18 protein-coding genes are annotated in these 18,492 nt (G+C 60.2%); 9 read left to right on the top strand and 9 right to left on the bottom strand.

The features are described 5' to 3' along the window. Positions 1–27: 27 nt before the first annotated feature. Positions 28–450 carry a GNAT family N-acetyltransferase gene (locus AWB69_RS12145; protein WP_062085220.1) on the bottom strand — a complete coding sequence of 141 codons (423 nt, stop codon included), beginning with the start codon at positions 448–450 and terminating at the stop codon, positions 28–30. Between the two features lie 272 nt (positions 451–722). On the opposite strand from AWB69_RS12145, the gene AWB69_RS12140 reads away from it, so the two are divergent. Beyond that, the gene (locus tag AWB69_RS12140; protein WP_062085148.1) at positions 723–1,922 is read left to right on the top strand and encodes a cytochrome P450; all 1,200 of its coding nucleotides are present in this window, start codon (positions 723–725) and stop codon (positions 1,920–1,922) included. A 61-nt stretch (positions 1,923–1,983) separates the two neighbouring features. Here the strand turns inward: AWB69_RS12140 and AWB69_RS12135 are convergent, their stop codons facing one another. Continuing rightward, complete coding sequence (locus tag AWB69_RS12135) at positions 1,984–2,874, bottom strand: LysR family transcriptional regulator (protein WP_062085147.1); 891 nt, start codon at positions 2,872–2,874, stop codon at positions 1,984–1,986. A gap of 233 nt (positions 2,875–3,107) precedes the next feature. Between AWB69_RS12135 and AWB69_RS12130 the strand changes: the two genes are divergently transcribed. From AWB69_RS12130 to AWB69_RS12110, 5 genes are all read left to right on the top strand, one after another. Further along, entirely contained in the window at positions 3,108–3,854 is a 747-nt protein-coding gene (locus tag AWB69_RS12130) for an SDR family NAD(P)-dependent oxidoreductase (protein WP_062085146.1), read from the top strand. Positions 3,855–3,933: 79 nt separating this feature from the next. Further along, positions 3,934–4,581 (top strand): glutathione S-transferase, encoded by a 648-nt coding sequence (locus AWB69_RS12125; RefSeq protein WP_062085145.1) that lies wholly within the window; start codon positions 3,934–3,936, stop codon positions 4,579–4,581. A 183-nt stretch (positions 4,582–4,764) separates the two neighbouring features. Further along, positions 4,765–5,754, top strand: coding sequence for a zinc-dependent alcohol dehydrogenase family protein (locus AWB69_RS12120; protein WP_062085144.1), 990 nt, complete (start codon positions 4,765–4,767; stop codon positions 5,752–5,754). A gap of 101 nt (positions 5,755–5,855) precedes the next feature. Continuing rightward, positions 5,856–6,605, top strand: coding sequence for an SDR family NAD(P)-dependent oxidoreductase (locus tag AWB69_RS12115; protein WP_062085143.1), 750 nt, complete (start codon positions 5,856–5,858; stop codon positions 6,603–6,605). A 30-nt stretch (positions 6,606–6,635) separates the two neighbouring features. Then, a complete protein-coding gene (locus AWB69_RS12110) occupies positions 6,636–6,956 on the top strand; it encodes an NIPSNAP family protein (protein WP_062085142.1) in 321 nt (106 codons plus the stop codon). Positions 6,957–7,178: 222 nt separating this feature from the next. On the opposite strand, the gene AWB69_RS12105 is transcribed toward AWB69_RS12110, so the two are convergent. Further along, the gene (locus AWB69_RS12105; protein WP_062085141.1) at positions 7,179–7,895 is read right to left on the bottom strand and encodes a dienelactone hydrolase family protein; all 717 of its coding nucleotides are present in this window, start codon (positions 7,893–7,895) and stop codon (positions 7,179–7,181) included. A gap of 238 nt (positions 7,896–8,133) precedes the next feature. Between AWB69_RS12105 and AWB69_RS48635 the strand changes: the two genes are divergently transcribed. Then, positions 8,134–8,277, top strand: coding sequence for a hypothetical protein (locus AWB69_RS48635; RefSeq protein WP_197500216.1), 144 nt, complete (start codon positions 8,134–8,136; stop codon positions 8,275–8,277). Between the two features lie 65 nt (positions 8,278–8,342). Here the strand turns inward: AWB69_RS48635 and AWB69_RS12100 are convergent, their stop codons facing one another. Together AWB69_RS12100 and AWB69_RS12095 are read right to left on the bottom strand one after the other, a co-directional pair. After that, positions 8,343–10,349 (bottom strand): APC family permease, encoded by a 2,007-nt coding sequence (locus AWB69_RS12100; protein ID WP_407923031.1) that lies wholly within the window; start codon positions 10,347–10,349, stop codon positions 8,343–8,345. A 183-nt stretch (positions 10,350–10,532) separates the two neighbouring features. Further along, a complete protein-coding gene (locus AWB69_RS12095) occupies positions 10,533–11,423 on the bottom strand; it encodes a LysR family transcriptional regulator (protein WP_062085140.1) in 891 nt (296 codons plus the stop codon). Positions 11,424–11,526: 103 nt separating this feature from the next. On the opposite strand from AWB69_RS12095, the gene AWB69_RS12090 reads away from it, so the two are divergent. Both AWB69_RS12090 and AWB69_RS12085 read left to right on the top strand, forming a co-directional pair. After that, positions 11,527–12,591: an alkene reductase gene (locus AWB69_RS12090; protein ID WP_062085139.1), complete on the top strand. Its 1,065-nt coding sequence runs from the start codon at positions 11,527–11,529 to the stop codon at positions 12,589–12,591. Then, complete coding sequence (locus AWB69_RS12085; RefSeq protein WP_062085138.1) at positions 12,591–13,511, top strand: NADP-dependent oxidoreductase; 921 nt, start codon at positions 12,591–12,593, stop codon at positions 13,509–13,511. The genes AWB69_RS12090 and AWB69_RS12085 overlap by 1 nt, the downstream gene beginning before the upstream one ends. A gap of 81 nt (positions 13,512–13,592) precedes the next feature. Here the strand turns inward: AWB69_RS12085 and AWB69_RS12080 are convergent, their stop codons facing one another. The 4 genes from AWB69_RS12080 to AWB69_RS12065 all read right to left on the bottom strand — a co-directional run bounded on the left by AWB69_RS12080 (position 13,593) and on the right by AWB69_RS12065 (position 18,314). Next, positions 13,593–15,068 carry an amino acid permease gene (locus AWB69_RS12080; protein ID WP_062085137.1) on the bottom strand — a complete coding sequence of 492 codons (1,476 nt, stop codon included), beginning with the start codon at positions 15,066–15,068 and terminating at the stop codon, positions 13,593–13,595. Between the two features lie 54 nt (positions 15,069–15,122). Beyond that, positions 15,123–16,508 carry a glutamate decarboxylase gene (locus AWB69_RS12075; protein ID WP_062085136.1) on the bottom strand — a complete coding sequence of 462 codons (1,386 nt, stop codon included), beginning with the start codon at positions 16,506–16,508 and terminating at the stop codon, positions 15,123–15,125. Positions 16,509–16,901: 393 nt separating this feature from the next. Continuing rightward, positions 16,902–17,594, bottom strand: coding sequence for a CBS domain-containing protein (locus AWB69_RS12070; RefSeq protein ID WP_062085135.1), 693 nt, complete (start codon positions 17,592–17,594; stop codon positions 16,902–16,904). 129 nt (positions 17,595–17,723) lie between these two features. Further along, on the bottom strand, positions 17,724–18,314 hold the full coding sequence (locus AWB69_RS12065) for an OmpW/AlkL family protein (RefSeq protein WP_062085218.1): 591 nt from the start codon (positions 18,312–18,314) through the stop codon (positions 17,724–17,726). Between the last annotated feature and the right edge of the window lie 178 nt (positions 18,315–18,492).

Here is an 18,492-nt window from a genome sequence, read left to right as displayed (position 1 = left end):
TGTCAATAAGGCCAGGCTAGCCGATGCCTAAAGCGCAAGCGACAGCCGGGTCAGCGTGTCGACGCGATGCCAGCCCGCCTTCTGCCAAAAAGCCATGGCGGTTTCGTTATCAACAACAACATCCAGGTGCACCATTCCCAGATGGTGCTCCCGAAGGCGCTCGAGACACCTTCCGATCATCGCCCGGGCGAGACCCTGCCCCCGCAAATCCTGAGCAACCACGACATGCTGGAGGAATCCACGGCGGCCATCGTGACTGGCCAGGGCGCAGCCCACAAGCTCGCCGTTATTGACTGCGACGACGCTCAGACCAGGGTTTCTGGCAAGTAAGCGTTCAATCCCGTCGCGGCTGTCGGTAACGGGGCGGATGTCGACACCCGGCGTACTCTTCCAGAGTGCCACCACGGCCTCATAGTCGGCCAACACCATTTCTCGAATCTGCGCGCCCATCATCATCCTGCAAAGAACTATTGTTAAAGGTTGAGTTGCATGGCTTGGCCGCGGTCCGGCCAGCATGCGGAATTTCGTAGGGTTAGGGTCGTAGGCTTACGCTACTACTTACACCTATGTTCAACATTCTATCCATCCGCCTTTCCATTTTTCAACAACGCTCGCAGCAACGAAAGGACTCAATGGAATAAACCGGCCCGGGTACGTGTTCACCGTGCGTAAGGCGCACGCCTGGCCTCCGTTCGCGGTTTCCCCACTTACCCATGCCTCCCATGAAATTCAGCGACCTGTCATCCCCTGCTTTCTTTGAAAACCCCTACCCCGTCTATGAACGGCTTCGCTCCGAGGGCGCACTGGTTCCGCTGGCGCCCAACGTCGTGATAACCGGTCGCTATGCGGTGGTGGACGCGCTGCTGCGCGATCGACGCATAGGGAAGACCTATATGCCCAGCGTGGTCGCGCGATACGGTGAAAGCGGACCCGGGCAGCCGGTGTTCCAGGCGCTTAGCCGCATGTTCCTCATGACGAACCCCCCTGTGCACACGCGCCTGCGCAGTCTCCTCATGGCGGCTTTTAACGCGCGCCAGATCGACCTGCTTCGCGACGTAGTGCAAAGCACGGCGGATCACCTGATCGACGCGCTCGAACCCGGCGCGAATTTCGACCTGGTCAGCGACTACGCGTTGCCCTTGCCGGTGAACGTCATCTGCCGGCTACTCGACGTGCCTGTTGAAGATGGCGTCAAGTTCGGCGCGGCGGCGAGTCACTTCGGCAACGCGCTGGAAACAGCGCCCATGGACGCCGCGCACCTTGCTGCGGCGAACGAAGCAACGCTCGCATTGGAACGCTATTTCGCGGGGGTGGTCGAAGAGCGGCGTACGAAACCAGGCAACGATCTCGTGTCCGCGCTGCTTCGTGCCGAGGAAGCCGGCGAGTCGCTCACCAATGACGAGATCATCTCGAACGTGCTTCTGCTGTTCGTGGCCGGGCATGAGACGACGTCGAACATGCTGGGTAATGCACTGATAGCGTTGCACCGTCATCCTGAGCAGCTTGCGTTGCTCAAGGGCGATACATCGCTCCTGCCCAAGGCGGTTGGAGAGTGTCTTCGATTCGACAGCTCGGTCCAAGTGATCGTGCGTACGGCGTTTGAAGACCTGGAGGCGGCGGGCCACCCGATCGCGCGCGGCACAATAGTGTTCATGATGGCCGGTTCCGCGAATCGCGATCCGGACCAGTTCGAGAGGCCGGATGAACTGGATATCGGGCGTCCCGCGCTGGGCCGGTTGCTTTCATTCGGCGCCGGCATTCACCACTGCCTGGGTGCGCGGCTCGCGACGCTGGAACTCGAAACAGGGCTAGGTGCCCTCTTCTCGCGGCTGCCGGATCTGCGCATCACGAATCTCGACGCGCTGCAGTGGCGGCAACGCAATACCCTGCGCGGAGTGGAATCGTTAATGGCGCTCGGTTAGGCCCGATCGAACGCAAGGATCGACGGATTGTCAATCAAGACCGTGGCCAGGCACACCGGGATCAAGCCGCCGCGGGCATCACCAGCTCGTCCGCTCTTGAGAGAAATAACTTCAGGATGGCCGAGGTGTTGGACCTGCTGTAGCCGATCACAAGGTCGATCGTCGGCGCCTCGCCCTCAAGCGGCCGGCTAACTACGGACCAGGGCAGCAGGTTGTTCGCATACTCCGGCATCAGCGCCAGCCCACGCGTGGACGATACAAGCGACATGGCCATCGCCAGATTGTCGACGCCCTGTTCGGGCGTGATATTTACCCCGCTCTGCAGTAGATACCGGTCGATCACTTCATGTAGCACCTTCGCCTTGTTCGACGCCATGATGAAGGGCTCGCCCACGAAGTCCCCGGGGCGGATCGTCGTTCGCCCGGTGAGCGGATGATCACTAGGCATCAGCGCAATCAGCTTTTCGCGGCTGACCACACGATAGTCCAGATCGAACCCCGGTTCGGCGCGCAGGAACGCGAGATCGAGCTTGCCGCGTGCGAGCGCATCGGCAAGATCCGGCGAATAGTCGCTCGATACCGTCACGTCGATGTTCGGCAGTTCATCGCGCAGCACCTGCATGGCGCGCGGCAGCCAGGTCATTTCCTGACCGGTCAGGAAACCGAGCGCAAAGACCTGTTTTGCTGGTTGCGCGGCACGCCGCGCCGCCTCGATACCGGCGTCGACCTGGGTCAGCGCTAAGCGCGCATGGTCAAGAAAAGCCTTGCCGGCCGCCGTCAACTCGACTCCACGCGAACCACGGTTGAACAGTTCCGCTCCAACCTCCTCTTCCAGATCACGGATCTGCCGGCTAAGCGAAGGTTGTGATGTGTACAGGCGGCGCTCGGCCGCAACGGTAAGGCTACCGGTCTCGGCGACAGCGATGAAATACCGCAGATGTCGAAGCTCCATACGCTTCCTTCACTTGAGTCATACCTGGCAGTCATGCCTCGCAGGCATGCCCGCCAGCCTACAAAGTCTTTTTACTTTCCGCAAGAGCCCACTAGATTACGTACCAGACGGAGACGAAGCGGCAATTGCAAGCGCCTCGCTCCATATCTTTCATCTATATCGCAGAAAACCGCGGTTAGGCACGAAGCAATGAATTACCTGATTGTTTTCATCCAACTGACAGGAGCCTGATCATGACCAACCTCGCCGGAAAAACCGCGCTCGTGACAGGCGCTTCACGCGGCATCGGCCGGGCAAGTGCGCTTGCGCTGGCAAGCCAGGGCGCGCAAGTGCTGGTCCACTACAGCAGCGGAGAGAAGGCCGCCGACGCGGTGGTTGCGGAAATTCGCGCGGCCGGCGGCAATGCCCAGAAAGTGGCGGCCGATCTTCGCGACGCGGACGGCCCGCACGCTCTCGCGAAACGCGTACGTGCGGTCATTGGCCATCGTCTGGATATTCTGGTGGCGAATGCCGGCGTTTCAAAAGCAGCAAGCATCGAAGAAACGACGGTAGAAGATTTCGACAACCTGTTTGCCGTGAACGTGCGCGCTCCCTATTTCCTCGTGCAGCAGTTGCTGCCGGTGATGTGCAAAGGCAGCAGCGTGGTCCTGCTCTCCTCGCTCGCGGCACATGCAGCAGTGGGTACGCTCCCGGCATATGCGGCGACGAAGGGCGCGGTCGATACACTAGTCAAACACTTCGCTTCGGCACTCGGCGAGCGTGGTATTCGCGTGAATGCGGTAGCGCCCGGTGTAGTTGAAACCGACATGTCGGGCTTCATGAAGACTGACGCGGAACGCGAAGCCACGCTCGGTATGCAAGCGCTGAAACGGGTCGCGCAACCGGACGACATTGGCAGCGCAGTCGCGTTTCTGGCATCGGATGCGGCGCGCTGGATTACCGGCGAAACGCTGCGTGTGGACGGTGGTTCGAAACTCTAGACCAAACCTTTTTTCATAGTGCGTGAAAAACCTGATTGATCAGGTATCCACATTTAAAAAACATCAAAGGACAATTCAAATGACACTCTCCACTCCCGTACTGTACGAGTCGAAAGGCTCGCCGAACGCACGCCGTGTGCGCATCTTCATCGCAGAGAAGGGAATCGATATCCCGACGAAGCCGGTCGACCTGGGTACGAAGGAGCAGTTTTCCGATGCCTACCGTGCAATCAATCCACGCAGCCAGGTCCCGGCGCTCGTCCTGGCCGGTGGACCCATGATCGCGGAAGTGCTCGCCATCTGGCGTTATCTGGAAGAAGCGTACCGCCAGACCCCATTGCTGGGGACAACGCCAGAGTCGAAGGCGCTCGTCACCATGTGGGAACGCCGCGCAGAACTCGACGGCTTCGCGCCGGTCATGGAAGGCGTGCGCAACGCGGTTGCCGGACTGAAAGGCCGCGCTTTGTCCGGACCGCACGCTTATGAACAGATTCCCGAACTGGTCGAACGCAGCAAACAACGCGTGGTAGATTTTTTCTCCGACTTCAACGAACGGCTCGAGACGGTCCGGTTCGTTGCCGGCGATGAATTCTCGGCAGCGGACATCACCACGCTGGTCACGGTCGACTTCGCGGCCAACGCGCTGAAGATGCCAATCCCGGCAGAACACACCGCATTTCGCCGATGGTACGACGAGGTCTCTGCCCGGCCGAGCGCCACCGCATAAAACCTGGCGCGGGTCCTGACCGGCCGTCGCTTACGCCTTGTGTCCGCGCCGCATTCCGGGGCGGAGAAGAAAAGCATTGCTCGGATTTCCGCGCTAGTCTGCCTACTGTAGAAGTCGCAGAAGCCGTGTGAACCGAACGGCGCTTCGGCGCTCTGCCTGGACCCAATTACCCTGGAGAGTCTCATGTCACGCACGATCAAGTTTGCCAAGGCCGGCGGCCCTGAAGTCCTCGAATTTGTCGAGACAGAAGTGCCCGCTCCCGGTCCGGCCGAAGTTCGCATCACCGTCAAGGCAATAGGCATCAATCGCGCCGAAGCGATGTGGCGCGTGGACACCTACGTTGAACCGGTCAAGTTCCCGGCCGGGCTCGGATACGAAGCAGCGGGTATTGTCGACGCAGTGGGCAGCGACGTTACCCGCTTCGCGCCGGGCGACAAGGTCAACCTGATTCCGTCATTCTCGATGAACCAGTACCACACGTACGGTGAAGTCATCATTGCGCCGGACCACGCGGTCGTTGAACACCCGGAATCGCTTTCGTATGCCGAGGCTGCATCGATCTGGATGATGTTCGTGACGGCGTATGGCGCACTTATCGAAGATGCGAAGGTGAGCAAGGGCGATTTTGTGATCATCCCGGCAGCGTCCAGCAGCGTCGGACTCGCAGCGATCCAGATTGCCAACTACGCCGGGGCGACGTCCATTGCAACAACACGCAAGGCCGACAAGAAGCAGCAGTTGCTCGATGCGGGCGCGGCGCACGTGATCGTCACGGACGAGACCGACCTGGTCGAAGAAGTCATGCGAATCACAGGCGGTCAGGGCGCGCGCGTCGCGTTCGATCCGGTCGGCGGCCCGACCTTCGCGAAGCTGATTTCCGCGCTGTCGTTCCAGGGCATTGCATACATCTATGGCGCGCTCAGCGAGGGTGTGACGCCCCTGCCCGTGCTGGACATGATCGCGAAGATGATCACCGTCAAGGCTCACAACATCTGGCTGACGAGCGGTGACGCAACACGTCGCAAGGCCGTCGTGGAGTTCGTGCTCAAGGGGCTCGAGAGCGGCGCGCTCAAACCGGTGATCGATCGCACCTTCACGTTCGACGAAATGGTCGACGTGCATCGCTATCTGGAAACCAACGGCCAGTTCGGCAAGATCGTGGTGACCGTGTAGGCAACCGCGCCGGGGCCCGATCACGGACGCCGGCACCAGATGAATGACAGTGCGATCACCAGAACCCTCTTTCGCGCTGCCCGATCAAGGAGAGCAACTCAATGACGAACCATCCTGTTGTACTTATCACGGGCGCGCTGACCGGCATCGGTCGCGCCGCCGCCTTTGCATTCGCCGGCGAGAACGCGCGGATTGTCGTGTCGGGCCGCCGCGTTGCAGAAGGCCGGACGCTCGCCGCCGAGCTGATCGCCCTTGGCGTGGAAGCCGAGTTCATTCAGGCGGATGTCCGTTTCGAAGACGATGTGCGCAATCTCGTCGACGGCGCGGTAGCCCGCTTCGGAAGGCTTGATGTGGCGGTCAACGCCGCTGGCGCTGAAGGCGAATCAGTGCCCGTGGTGGAGCAGACGCCCGAACGCTACGCAGCCGTCTTCGACAGCAATGTGCTCGGTACGCTGCTGTCCATGAAACACGAACTGCGCGTGATGAATGCGCAAGGCAGCGGCAGTATCGTCAACATATCGTCGACAATGGGCGCGCGTGGCGCGGCCGGCGCGTCCCTCTACGTGGCCAGCAAGCACGCGGTCGAGGGCCTCACGAAATCTGCGGCGCTTGAGGCCGCAGCGTTCGGTGTACGGGTCAATGCTGTCGCCCCGGGCCCCGTGGAGACGCCAATGCTGAATCGGCTGCTGGCGGATGCGGAACGCAAGGCGGCCTTTCTCGCGGCCGTCCCGCTTAAACGCGCTGGGACGCCCGAAGAAATCGCCGATGCCATTGTGTTTGTTTCGTCAGGCAAGTCGAGCTTCATGACCGGCGAAGTGCTCAGGATCAATGGCGGACGGACCGCGTCCTAACCCTTGTTATAAAAACCCGGGAGATAACTCATGCTTTACGAAATCCGAACCTATACCTTCAAACCGTTGCGCGGTGCTGAATGGCTTGCGTTGTACAAAAGCGAGGGGCTGCCGCTTCAGCAGGAATTCCTGGGCGAACTGGTTGGGTTCTTCACGACAGAGATTGGCGACATCAGTCAGATCGTTCATATCTGGGCATACAAGAGCCTGGACGACCGGCTTGAGCGCCGCGACAGGATGGCCGCCGACAGCCGCTGGCAGGCATTCGGCAGCAAGGTTAAAGCGCTGGATATTTTCGTCAGCATGGAGTCGCGGATCATGCGGCCCACGGACTTTTCGCCGCTTAAATAGCTTGGGCAATCTAATTAACACGCAGCCTTCAGATTCGTCATACGGACTGGCGTCGCCGGAAAGCATGAATGGCTGAACCGGATCATCGCCGTAGGTGCGGGACATTGGTTCCCGTATGGGCCGGTGTACAGCGTGTTTGAGGTCTTGTAAGCAGCACACTCGCGAGAGTCCGACCCAGCGGCGCACCGCTTCGCCGCTGGTCGAACGCCCCTCCCCGCGGCGCTAGCCGGCGTGCGGCCACAGCGTGCGGCCGAAGAAGGTCAGCGTCCGGTCCCACGCCAATTGCGACCAGACCGGGTCGAACTGGGTCCTGGCAATACGGCCCGGACCAACGGCTGTCTCATTGGCGAACGCATGACGCGCAAGGTAGCGATGAAACTCCACATCGACCTTGGCCTCACTCAGCTTGCTCTCCAGTGCGTCAACCGTTTCAGCCGGGAAGAACTCATCCTGCGTGGCCCAGTGACCGAGCACGGGCGCCGTGATCTTCGACGCATCGACGTATTCGAGCGGCGGGAAGCCATACCACACCGTCCCGGCGGATATGTCAGGGACATGACACAGGGCCAGAAGCGTGAGTGCGCCGCCCATGCAATAGCCGGTCACGCCGACCCGCTCCGAATGCGCCTTAAGGTATTTCACGGCGCCGGCGATGTCCTGGCCGGCCGCATCGGCGAAGTCCAGCTCGCCCAGCAGATGGTTTGCCTCTTGCTCTTCGACGGTGGTTTTTCCGCGAAAAAGATCGGGGACCAGCACCAGATAACCGGACTGCGCGAAGCGGTCCGCCACGCCGCGAATCTGGTCGTTCAAGCCCCACCACTCCTGAATCACGACAATGGCAGGCGCGCCCTCCAGTTTCTGCGGTTTGGCGAGGTAACCCTGGACGTCCTTCCCGTCAGGGCGTTGGTAGGTGATCATGGATCCTGGTGACTGTTTCATGACATTGGTCCTTGGTTGGGCGGAACCGGTAGCATAGCGCCAGTGCCGCGCGCCCGCTGATCCGCCTGCCGATTGCACCGTCCGTCACCCTGGCGAACCGGGCTGACCGATTGACCGGATCCGGCATCAAAATTCCGGGTAAACATGGGATTCATTTATTTTTATATACATTTTCACGGCGTCCGAGTCACCCACAATAAGTTATACGAACTATCTACTGTTCGATCGCGTGGCCCGCATGCTGGAGCCGATTGCACGCTATGCTACCGGACCGCAGGCTGGGCAGCTCGTCGCCCCGTTTGGCGGTCTGGTGGGCGAGCCGCTGATCAAGGTGCTCAAGGTGAATCTGGAATTGCGCAGAATGTATGGCGCACCGGCGTAGGGGTACGCGGTAACGCGTGAGCATAACCGCCCGCGCATACAACTACGGTTCACGAATTGTCACCCTCACCCTACGTTCATCGGCAACAGCACCATCTGCTTGCCCTGCTGATGCAGGCGCGTCTGGATTTCGACCGGCGTCTGGTTGTGCAACCATGCGGTCAGGAAATTGACGCGCTTGAAAATCAGCTTGCTGGCAAAACACACGCTGTCTGGAAACTCGTCCATCGTAGCCTCCGCGAGTTTCATGAATTCGCCTATGGGATGCGTGCCGAAGGCAATCCGGTAGTCAGCCGGAATGCCGTGCCGGCGGCAGTACGAAACATAATACTCAAGCGATGACTGGATCGTTTTCTGCAGCCGCTCCAAGTGCTCCGCGCCTTCGTAGCTTTGCGCGTCGACCTCGCCAACGGCGAGGAAGATAAAGTTCTTGAAGTGATCGGGAAACAGTCGGTTGACCCACAAAAGCGCATGCATGCTGGCCCCGCGATGCTTGCCGACCAGCAGGATCGCAGTATGCCGGGACGGGTCCGGCTTAGCGACGTCGGGTTCGCTGGCAGCGAGCTGCAGGTCCGAGAAAAGCGAATCTTCGCGAGCGAGCTGCGCACGCGTGTCGCTGTAATGGCGCTTGATCAGGAAACACGCGGCGATCACTGCGCTGGTCACCAGCACAGTCAGCCAGCCGCCTGCCGTGAACTTCTCGATCAGCGTGATGACCAGCACGGCACTCGTCACAGAGAGACCCAGCGCCGACAGCACGAACGGCCTCACCCAGCCCCGCCCGTCGTGGCGATGCTGCCACCAGTACGTGCACAAACCGAGCAGCGACAAGCTGAAGGTCAGGAACACGTTGATGCTGTACAGCACGACGAGGATGTCTACATTGCCTTTTGTCCACATCAGGATCACGAGGCTTGCTATGCCCATCACCACAATGCCGTTCTGCCTGACCAGGCGCGTGGACAGGTCGCGGAAATGGCGTGGCACCCATGAATCGGAAGCCATGTTCGACAACACCGCGGGGCCATCCAGAAAGCCCGTTTGCGCACCGACCAGCAGCAATCCCGCTTCAAGCGCCAGCACAACCGCCAGCAAGGCATGACGAGCGAACGCCGAGCCCAGTCCCAGGTGCTCGATCACGCTGCCGAACACCACCGCGTTGAGCGTCTGGCCTTCGACCGGCTGGGCATGCCACAACATGTAAAGCAGGATGATGCCGCCCGCCGTGAACGCCAGTGACGTGGCCATGTAGAACATGGTCACCTTGCCGTTCGGTACACGCGGATCGGCCAGCATGTTGACGTTGTTCGACACGGCTTCCAGCCCCGTGTAGGTCCCGCCGCCCAGCGAGAACGCCCGCATCAGCAGCGCCACGACCACGAGCGGCCCGAGCGTGTGCGACATGCTGTGCGCTTCCGCCACGGCGCCCGGCACGACGGCCGCCAGATGATCGCTGTGAACCGCTACGCCATAGATGATCAGTCCGAGATGCAGCACGACAAAGCCGAGGAAGATAGGCAACAGCACAAGGATCGATTCCTTCATGCCGCGGAAATTCAGGCCGGTCATCAGGACGATCAACGTCAGTTCGGTCGCGAGTTTGAATGCCTGCGCGCTGACCGGCAACAAACTGAAGAACGCGTCGACACCGCTCGCGAGCGATGTCGCGATTGTCAGCACATAGTCGACCAGCAGCGCGGCCCCCGAGACAAGCCCCGGGCTTGATCCCAGCAACGCAGTCGCCACCCGGTATCCGCCTCCGCCAGTCGGAAACAGCTCGATGACCTGGTTGTAGCCCAGCGCGATGATAAAGACGGTCGCCGCGGTCGCCAGGGCAAGGATCAACGCCAGCGGCGTGTGCTGACCGAGCGCCAGGAACGCTTCTTCGGGACCGTAGCAGGAGGAGGACAAACCGTCGGCACCCAGCCCGACCCAAGCAAGCAGAGGCGTGACGGCGATCACATGGCGCGTGCGCGGATCGAGAGGATCGAGCGGCTTGCCTACCAGTACACCCCAGATCTTTTGAACGGCTGTCACGGCGTCTCCCGGTTGATCGAGAAGCGGCAATACCATTAGCGGATAAGAACGTTGAGGCTCGGTTCCCTTTCTCCTGCCTTACTTTCCCTTCTTACCTTTCTTACTGTCTGAGCGACCGCGCGCACTGACTCACAGGTTCAACGAGAAGGATGTGGGGCCGGTTCATATGCTACGCCTGCCGGTAGTGCGGGGACGAGACATCTGACGCCAAAGACCCCACTAATTCAGCCGTGCCTTGATGAAGTCGATGAACAAACGGGTCCTTGCCGGCAAGAGTCGCGTGTCGGTAATCGCGTGTACCGGGACCGGCGCAAGACTCCACTCCGGCAGTACCCGCCGCAAACGTCCCGACGCCACATCCTCATGCGCGAGGTCGGTATCGAGCACGGCAATACCCACACCCGATACAGCCAGCTCACGGCTCAGGCCAACGCTGTTCATCCTGAAGCGCGATGCGATCATCACATTGACCTCCTCTTCCCCGCGATAAAAGGTTCTCCAGGCCTCCTCCTGGCTCGTCATTGCTTGTCCGATGCACAACACGTGTTTCGTCAGGTCGTCGGGATGAGTGAGCGGCGCGGCAGCCTTGAGATAACCGGGCGATGCATAGAGATAACGCGGCAACAGCGCGATCTGCCGTGCGACGAGCGTGGACGGAGTCGTCGGCGGCGCTCCGATGCGAATGGCGAGGTCGAACGGATCGCTCTGCAGATCCACGCGCCGCGGCGTCACGTCAAATTCAAAACTGATCAGCGGATAAGCCTTGGCGAAATCGCTCAGGATCGGCGCGAGATGACCGGTCGCGAGATCAACCGGCATCGATATCCGCAGCGTGCCGCTAGGCCGCTCCACCACATCAAGCAGGGATTCGTGCGCAATGCGCGCCTCTTCGACAATGCTCTGGCACCGCTTGAAATACACCTCGCCCGCGGCGGTGAGCTCGACCTTGCGTGTCGAGCGATGCAGCAACTGCAGGCCAATCGCCTTCTCCAGCTCCGATATATGCCGCGACAGCGTTGAGTTGGGCATGTCGAGCGCTTCGGCCGCGCCCCTGAAGCTTTTGGTCCGCGCCACTTCCACGAACAACCGCATATAGCTCAACAGTTCCACGATGATTGCTCCATTGGTGGATCACTGTTTTCAATTATAGCTATTTATCCCTTGAGTGGATCAATGCAACATGTCTCTACACCTCCTCAACCAAGGAACTGATATGAACCCGCTCTTCAGCAGCACCCGGATTGGCCGCTATACGCTTCGCAATCGCTTCGTGATGGCGCCGATGACCCGTTCACGCGCCGACGACACCACGGGCGTGCCCTCGCCCATGGCAGTGGACTACTACGGCCAGCGCGCCGACGCCGGCCTGATCATCACGGAAGGCGCCTATCCCGTGCCGATGGGCAAAGGCTACGTGCGCACGCCGGGCATTCACTCCGAAGCGCAGATCGAGGCTTGGAAGCACGTCACCGGCGAAGTTCACGCCAAGGGCGGCCTTATCTTCCTGCAACTCATGCATACCGGGCGCATCTCTCATCCGAGCCTTCTGCCGCACGGCGCAACGCCGGTTGCTCCGTCGGCTATCCGGGCCGCCGGGACGGTATTCACCGCAACGGGACCGCAGGAGTTCGTGCAACCGCGTGCCCTTGAGACCAGTGAGATAGCGGAGTTCGTCCAGGGGTATCGGCTTGCCACGCGCAACGCGTTGCTGGCCGGCTTCGACGGCGTTGAATTGCATGCAGCCTCGGGGTATCTGCCCGAGCAGTTTTTGTCATCGGGGACAAATCAACGAACCGATCTTTACGGCGGCTCGCTGGCGAATCGCGCGCGCTTCATTCTGGAAGTGCTGGGCGCGATGTCCCAGGAAGCGGGCAGCGACCGGGTAGGTATCAAGATCGCGCCTGAAATGGGCTTCAACGACGTGACCGATGCAACTCCGCAGGATACCTATCGATATCTCGTCGGGCAGCTCTCCGCACTCAAGCTGGCGTATCTGCATGTGCTCAGGACCGGCAGCGAATTCGATTACCGCGCATTCCTGCGCCCCTTGTTCGATGGCCCTTATCTGGCAGGCGGCGGGTTGACCAGCGAGACAGCGCAAGCACTGATCGAGCAGGACAACGCCGATGCAACCGTATTCGGCGGCCTGTATCTCGCCAATCCGGATTTGCCGCAACGCTTCCTTGACCGTGCATCGCTCAACACGCCTGACCGCGACACGTTCTATTCGCCCGGCCCGACCGGCTATATCGACTATCCCGCACTGGAGAAAGCTTAATGAACCGCGCTCTTCGTATTCACGCTTACGGCGTTCCTGACGCGCTGAAGATTGACAGCATCGCGATACCGGCCGCCGCCTCGGGTCAGGTGACTGTTCGCGTCAGGGCCGCGGGAGTTAACGCTGTCGACTGGAAGATTCGCGACGGCTGGTTGCAGAACGATTTCCCGTTGCCCCTCCCCGCAACGCTCGGCGTTGAACTTGCCGGCGAGGTGATTGAAGTCGGCCAGGACGTGAGCGGGTTCGCCATTGGCGACCGGGTCATGGGTCCCGTGAGCGGACTTGGCGCCTACGCCGATTATGTGGCGGTCGCCTCGAACACGCTGGTGAAGACGCCGGCCAGCCTGACCGACGAACGTGCCGCGGCCATCCCGGTCGGGGCGCTGACCGCATGGCAGGCTTTGTTCGAAGCGGGAGAACTGAAACGCGGCCAGACCGTATTGATTCATGGTGCAGCCGGCGGCGTGGGGAGTTTCGCCGTCCAGTTCGCGCGCCGTACCGGGGCGCGTGTCATCACGACCGCTCAGGGCATCAACGCGGGTTATCTGCGTGGGCTGGGTGCGGATGAGGTCATCGATTACCGCACTTCCTCTTTCTGGGAGCGAACCAGGGACATCGATCTGGTCCTCGATCTGGTGGGTGGCGCGGTGCTGGCCAACTCATGCCAAGTGTTGGCCGACGCGGGAAGAATCGTGAGCGCGGCTGCGCCGGATGTCACGGCACAGACGCCGCCGGGCAAGCACGGCATCTGGTTTCAGATGCGGCCCGACGCGGCGCAACTTGCGGAGATCGTGGGCATGATCGATCAAGGCGCGGTGAAGGTGGAAGTGTCTGAAGTCGCCGGATTAAGCGACGCTACCGCTGCAATCGAGCGCAACAAGACGGGTCATGGTCCGGGTAAAACCGTGATCCTGTTTTGATAACGGCTTCGCTGCGGGAAACCGCAGCGAAGCCGTTGTTAATGCCCGGGGTGATGATGTTTTCGCAGCTTGCTTTGCCGCTTATTTTGCCGCCGCATTCAGCACCGGCGAATCGGCCGGCGCGGCCCAGCTACCGCGGCGCAAGTGATGAATGATCAGCGGAACGCCGCCAAACACCACAATGCCAAGCGTCACCAGCCCTATGTACATACCCGGCGAACCCACAGGCAACTGGTCGGGCGGGAAAAACGACACCACGAAGCTGAACACCACGCCCGCGAGGCCCACGCCCGCAAAAATCCACATCCCCACGATCCCGCCGGGTACGGTGAACGGACGCTTGAGATCGGGCGAGGAATAGCGCAGTTTTATCGCTGCTGCGTACATCAGCATGTAGGCGATCAAATACAGCGCGATAGTCATGGCCGAGATCAGGAAAAACGCGACCGATACATCCTTGATGACGAAGTAGAAGCAAGACATCAGGGTAACAATCAAGCCTTGCACGAGCAGGATATGCGTAGGCATTCCTTGCTTGTTTTTCGCTTGCAGCAGCGGCGGCAGTTCGCCCTCATGAGCCGTTTCAAGCAGTCCGCGTGAAGGGCTGCCGAGCCACGCCAGTACACCGCTTATGGCGCCCACGCCCACCAGCAGCGACAGCACCGATACCAGCCACTGCATATGCCAGATGTCCGTGATGACCGCTGCGAATGTATCGAATACGCCGGACTGCAGCGAAATCCTTTCGTACGGAAGAATGCCTGCGATCGGCAACGCGCCAAGCGCAAAAATCAGGATCGAGATGATGGCGCCCAGACCGATTGCTGCCGGGTAACCCCGGCTCGGGTTGCGCATGTCCATCACATGTACGGCCTGGACTTCGACACCAGCAAACAGCAGCACAATACCGGCGAGAAACGCGATGGTGCCGAAGCCGTGAATCGCAGGCCAATAACGCGCATGGCCCGCTTCCGAAAGCGCCGGGTCCTTCAGATGCTGCCAGCCGAGCGCGTGCCCCGTATAGATCCAGTACGCCAGCAACGCGAGCAATACGAACCCGGGAACAATCGTGCCGATAATGAAAGTCCAGTTGGCGATCCGCGCAAACACTTCGACGCCTTGCAGCACCACCCAGGTAGCGAGCCAATAAGCAACAATACAAAACACGCCCACGTAGACGCCATTGGTCGCCAGTTCAGGACGGCCGATCGTGTAGGCGATAGCCGCTGCGCCGAACGTCAGCGCGACCGGGTACCACACCACGTTTTGGATCCATTGCAGCCAGATCGCGAGGAAACCCCATCGATTACCGAATGCCTCGCCCACCCATGTGTATATTCCGCCGCGCCGGTCGGCGAAAGCGCCGCCAAGTTCGGCGGAGATCAGTGACGCCGGGATCAGATAGAAGATCACGGTGAACGCGAGATAGACGAACATCGTCATCTCTTCCTTCGCCAGCAGCGGCAAGCCGCGCAAGCTGGTCACCACGGCGGCCGCCGTCATCAGGCCGATGGAGGTGGCACTCAGGTAAGTGCCTTTCTTCGCTGTCGCAGTCATATCAGAGCCTTGGTCGTTAAGTCGTCAACTAAGCTGTCAACTAAGCCATCAATGTCAGTCATGGTGAAAGCCCGGTCCCGCCTTCGAATTGGGCGTCGGGTTTTCCTGCAGGTGAGCGATTGCATGCTTGATGTCGTTCAGCAGCAGGCCCGCCATGTCGCGCGTGATGCCCCGGCGAATCAGGATGCGCTGGACGATCGTTTCCTCGCGATCAGCGGGAAGCTTGTAAGAGGCGATTTGCCAGCCCCGCATACGAACACGGTCCGACAAGTCGAAGAGCGAAAAACCGGCGGTATCGGGGTGGCGCAGCTTGTAGCAAACTGCGGGCAGCGCACCGCGGCCGTCGTACACCATTTCCAGGGTGCTGAGCTTGGCGAGACCGTCCGCCAGGAATTGCGCCGTATCGGCACATTCCTGCTGGATGCGCCTGTAGCCCTCGTGGCCTAGCCGGAGCAACAAGTAATACTGCGCGATGATCTGTCCCGCCGGCCGCGAAAAATTGAGCGCGAACGTGGGCATGTTGCCGCCAAGATAGTCGACCATGAAGATCAGCTCGTCCGGCAGGTCCTTCACGCTGCGCCATACAACCCAACCTACTCCGAGCGGCGCCAGACCGTATTTATGGCCCGAGGTGTTGATGGATTTCACCCGTTCAATGGCGAAGTCCCATTCCAGATCCGGCTGGATGAAAGGCGCGACAAATCCGCCGCTGGCCGCATCCACGTGGATGGGGATGTCCAGGCCAACATCTCGCTGCAACGCATCCAGGGCGCCGGCAAGGGCCTTCACGGGCTCATAAACGCATGTGAAGGTAATGCCTAGCGTTGCGACCACACCGATGGTGTTTTCATCGCAATAGGCAGCAAGCTGCTCCGGTTGCAGACCGAGCGAGTCCCCGCTCAGCGGAACCTGACGAAGCTCGACATCGAAATAACGGGCGAACTTGTCCCAGCACACCTGCACGGGCCCACACACAATATTGGGCTTGTCGACCGATTTTCCTTCAGCCAGGCGGCGCTTTTTCCATTGCCATTTGAGCGCGAGTCCTCCGAGCATGCAGGCTTCGCTCGAACCGGTTGTCGAGCATCCCGTTGTCTCCCACGAACGCGGCGCATGCCACAAGTCGGCAAGCATGTGGACGCAGCGTTTTTCAATCTCGGCGGTCTGCGGATATTCGTCCTTGTCGATCATGTTCTTGTCGATCGACAGATCCATCAGGCGGCGGACTTCGTCGTCCGCATAGGTCGTGCAGAAAGTGGCTACGTTCTGACGCGAATTGCCATCCATGAAAAGCTCGTCGCGAACCAGATCGAACACCGCACGAGGCTCCGAGGGCATTTGGGGAATGCGATATTTCGGCAATGACGCGCCGGAGATAGTGCTTGAATACTCGTCATTGTTCGCTTCGGCGCTGCTGAGCGCGGGCTTAAGAAATGTCATTGACCATTCCGGTGAGAAGATTGAGCGGAGATGCCGGACGTGCGGTGCTCGAAGCCAAGTGGTTGATTGCAACCACGTAAGGAATGAGTGTGTTGCGGCTATTTGAAGAGCCGGCCAGGTTCGATAGCGGTTCAGCTAATGGTTCAGCTAACAACCGCTTCGCTCGACCTGATACCGTTATATGCCGCAAACTCCAACGGTCGTTGACCTGTGTCACACGCATGGCGGGTAGGTCTTCAATTCGTGAAGCCGGCTTTGTTTATGGATGGCGTGCGGTCATGTGCGGTTGCATGGGGCTTTCAATCACGCTTATGCCCACCGCAATGCATCCGCCATGGCGCTGATTGCACCGGGTCGCGATGCGCGGATTGATCAACCATTACATCGCAACGATTACATCGCGGGAATCATCATTGGGGCATCGGTATGGTCTTCCACACCCTTGACACCCGGTACCTTTTCCACAGCGATGCACATGGCACGCGCCTGCTCAAGCGAGGTGACCACGCCCCATAGATGAACCGTGCCGTCATTCACAATGACGTTCTCGGCGGCCACGGCCCAGCGATGACCTTCCAGCTGCCGGAGAACCGCGTCGCGCAGCGTCTGGTCGGCGCTCGGCGTGCTCATGCCTGCGTCCTTCGGAACGCTTGCCAGGGCTTTTACCAGATTTGCCCGGCTGACAATTCCCAGCAACTCTCCGTCGTACAACACCGGAACGCGCTTGATCCGATGCCGCTCCAGAAGGTCGGCTATTTCCCTGACCGGCGTTGTTTCCTTGACCGTAATCACCTTGGGGGTCATCACGTCCTTCACCAAGCGCGCGTTCTCCTTGATGTACGTCGCGGCAAGATTCTGTGTCGATGCAAAAAATTCAAGCCACCACGACCGTCGCCGGGCTTGCGTGCCGATCTCGGTTCTATGGAGCAGGTCGCCTTCGGTAAGCATGCCGAGCAAGCGGCCCTCGTCATCCACTACCGGCGCACCACTGATGTGATTGTCGGCAAACAGGCGAGCAGCTTCTCGCACGGTCGTGCCGGGTCCTACGGTAATGACCTTCCGGGTCATGACATCGACTGCTCGCATCTTCCGCTCCTGAATGTGATCGGGCGAGTTCCCGAAGGAGGGTGAATCTCCTTCGACAGGACTCGCCTACATCAGGAATGCTAGTGAAGGATCGTGCCGCAGACTTGACTCAGGTCAACCGTACCGCCATCAGAAACGCATGCCTACGCCAACACCGACCACCAGCGGGTCGATCTTGAGCGATCCAAGCGAAGCACCGTCCGCGGACGCGCTGGTGCGCATCCAGATTTTCTTGATGTCGAAGTTGACGAACAGATTGCGGGCGACCTGCACGTCGACACCCGCTTGCAGGGCGGGTCCGAAGCTTGAACTTTTGATCGATACAGGCGTATCTCCGGCGTGAAGCCCGTTGTTATAGAACAGCGTGTAGTTCACGCCCGCGCCAACGTAAGGGCGCACCTTTCCGGCAGCATTGAAATAGTATTGAAGCAGGAGCGTGGGCGGCAGGACATTCACGCCGCCAAGCGCCCCGGCGCCCGACGTTACCTGATGACGCGACGTAGCAAGGATCAACTCAATGCCAATACTCCGGCGCACCATATAAACAAAATCGAGCTCGGGAACGATCGCGTTGTTGACACCCGTCCCGATGCTTCCCAGCGTACCCCCCGCCGAGACACTGGGCTGGATGCTGATTGCCCTGACGCGCGCAAGAATGTCGCCCTGATCGGCTTGTGCGGGCAGACATACCGCCGATAAAGCCGCGCTCAACAACGCCACTGCAAATACTGAATGCTTTCCCACGGTTTTCCCCTGTTTTTCCGGTCGCGAATGCGTTTTTCCGTAGGGGGATTTTCCGAATGCGGCCGCTATTGCGTTATGACGTGGATCAGAAAACCGGCATGACAGGGGTGCGGCGTATTGCGCTTTCCGCGTGAGCTGCACCGTCCGCTTCAAT

Source organism: Caballeronia udeis, assembly GCF_001544555.2.
GTDB lineage: Bacteria > Pseudomonadota > Gammaproteobacteria > Burkholderiales > Burkholderiaceae > Caballeronia > Caballeronia udeis.
The sequence above is the reverse complement of the archived record's forward strand: the minus strand, read 5'-3'. Positions and strand labels throughout refer to the sequence as shown.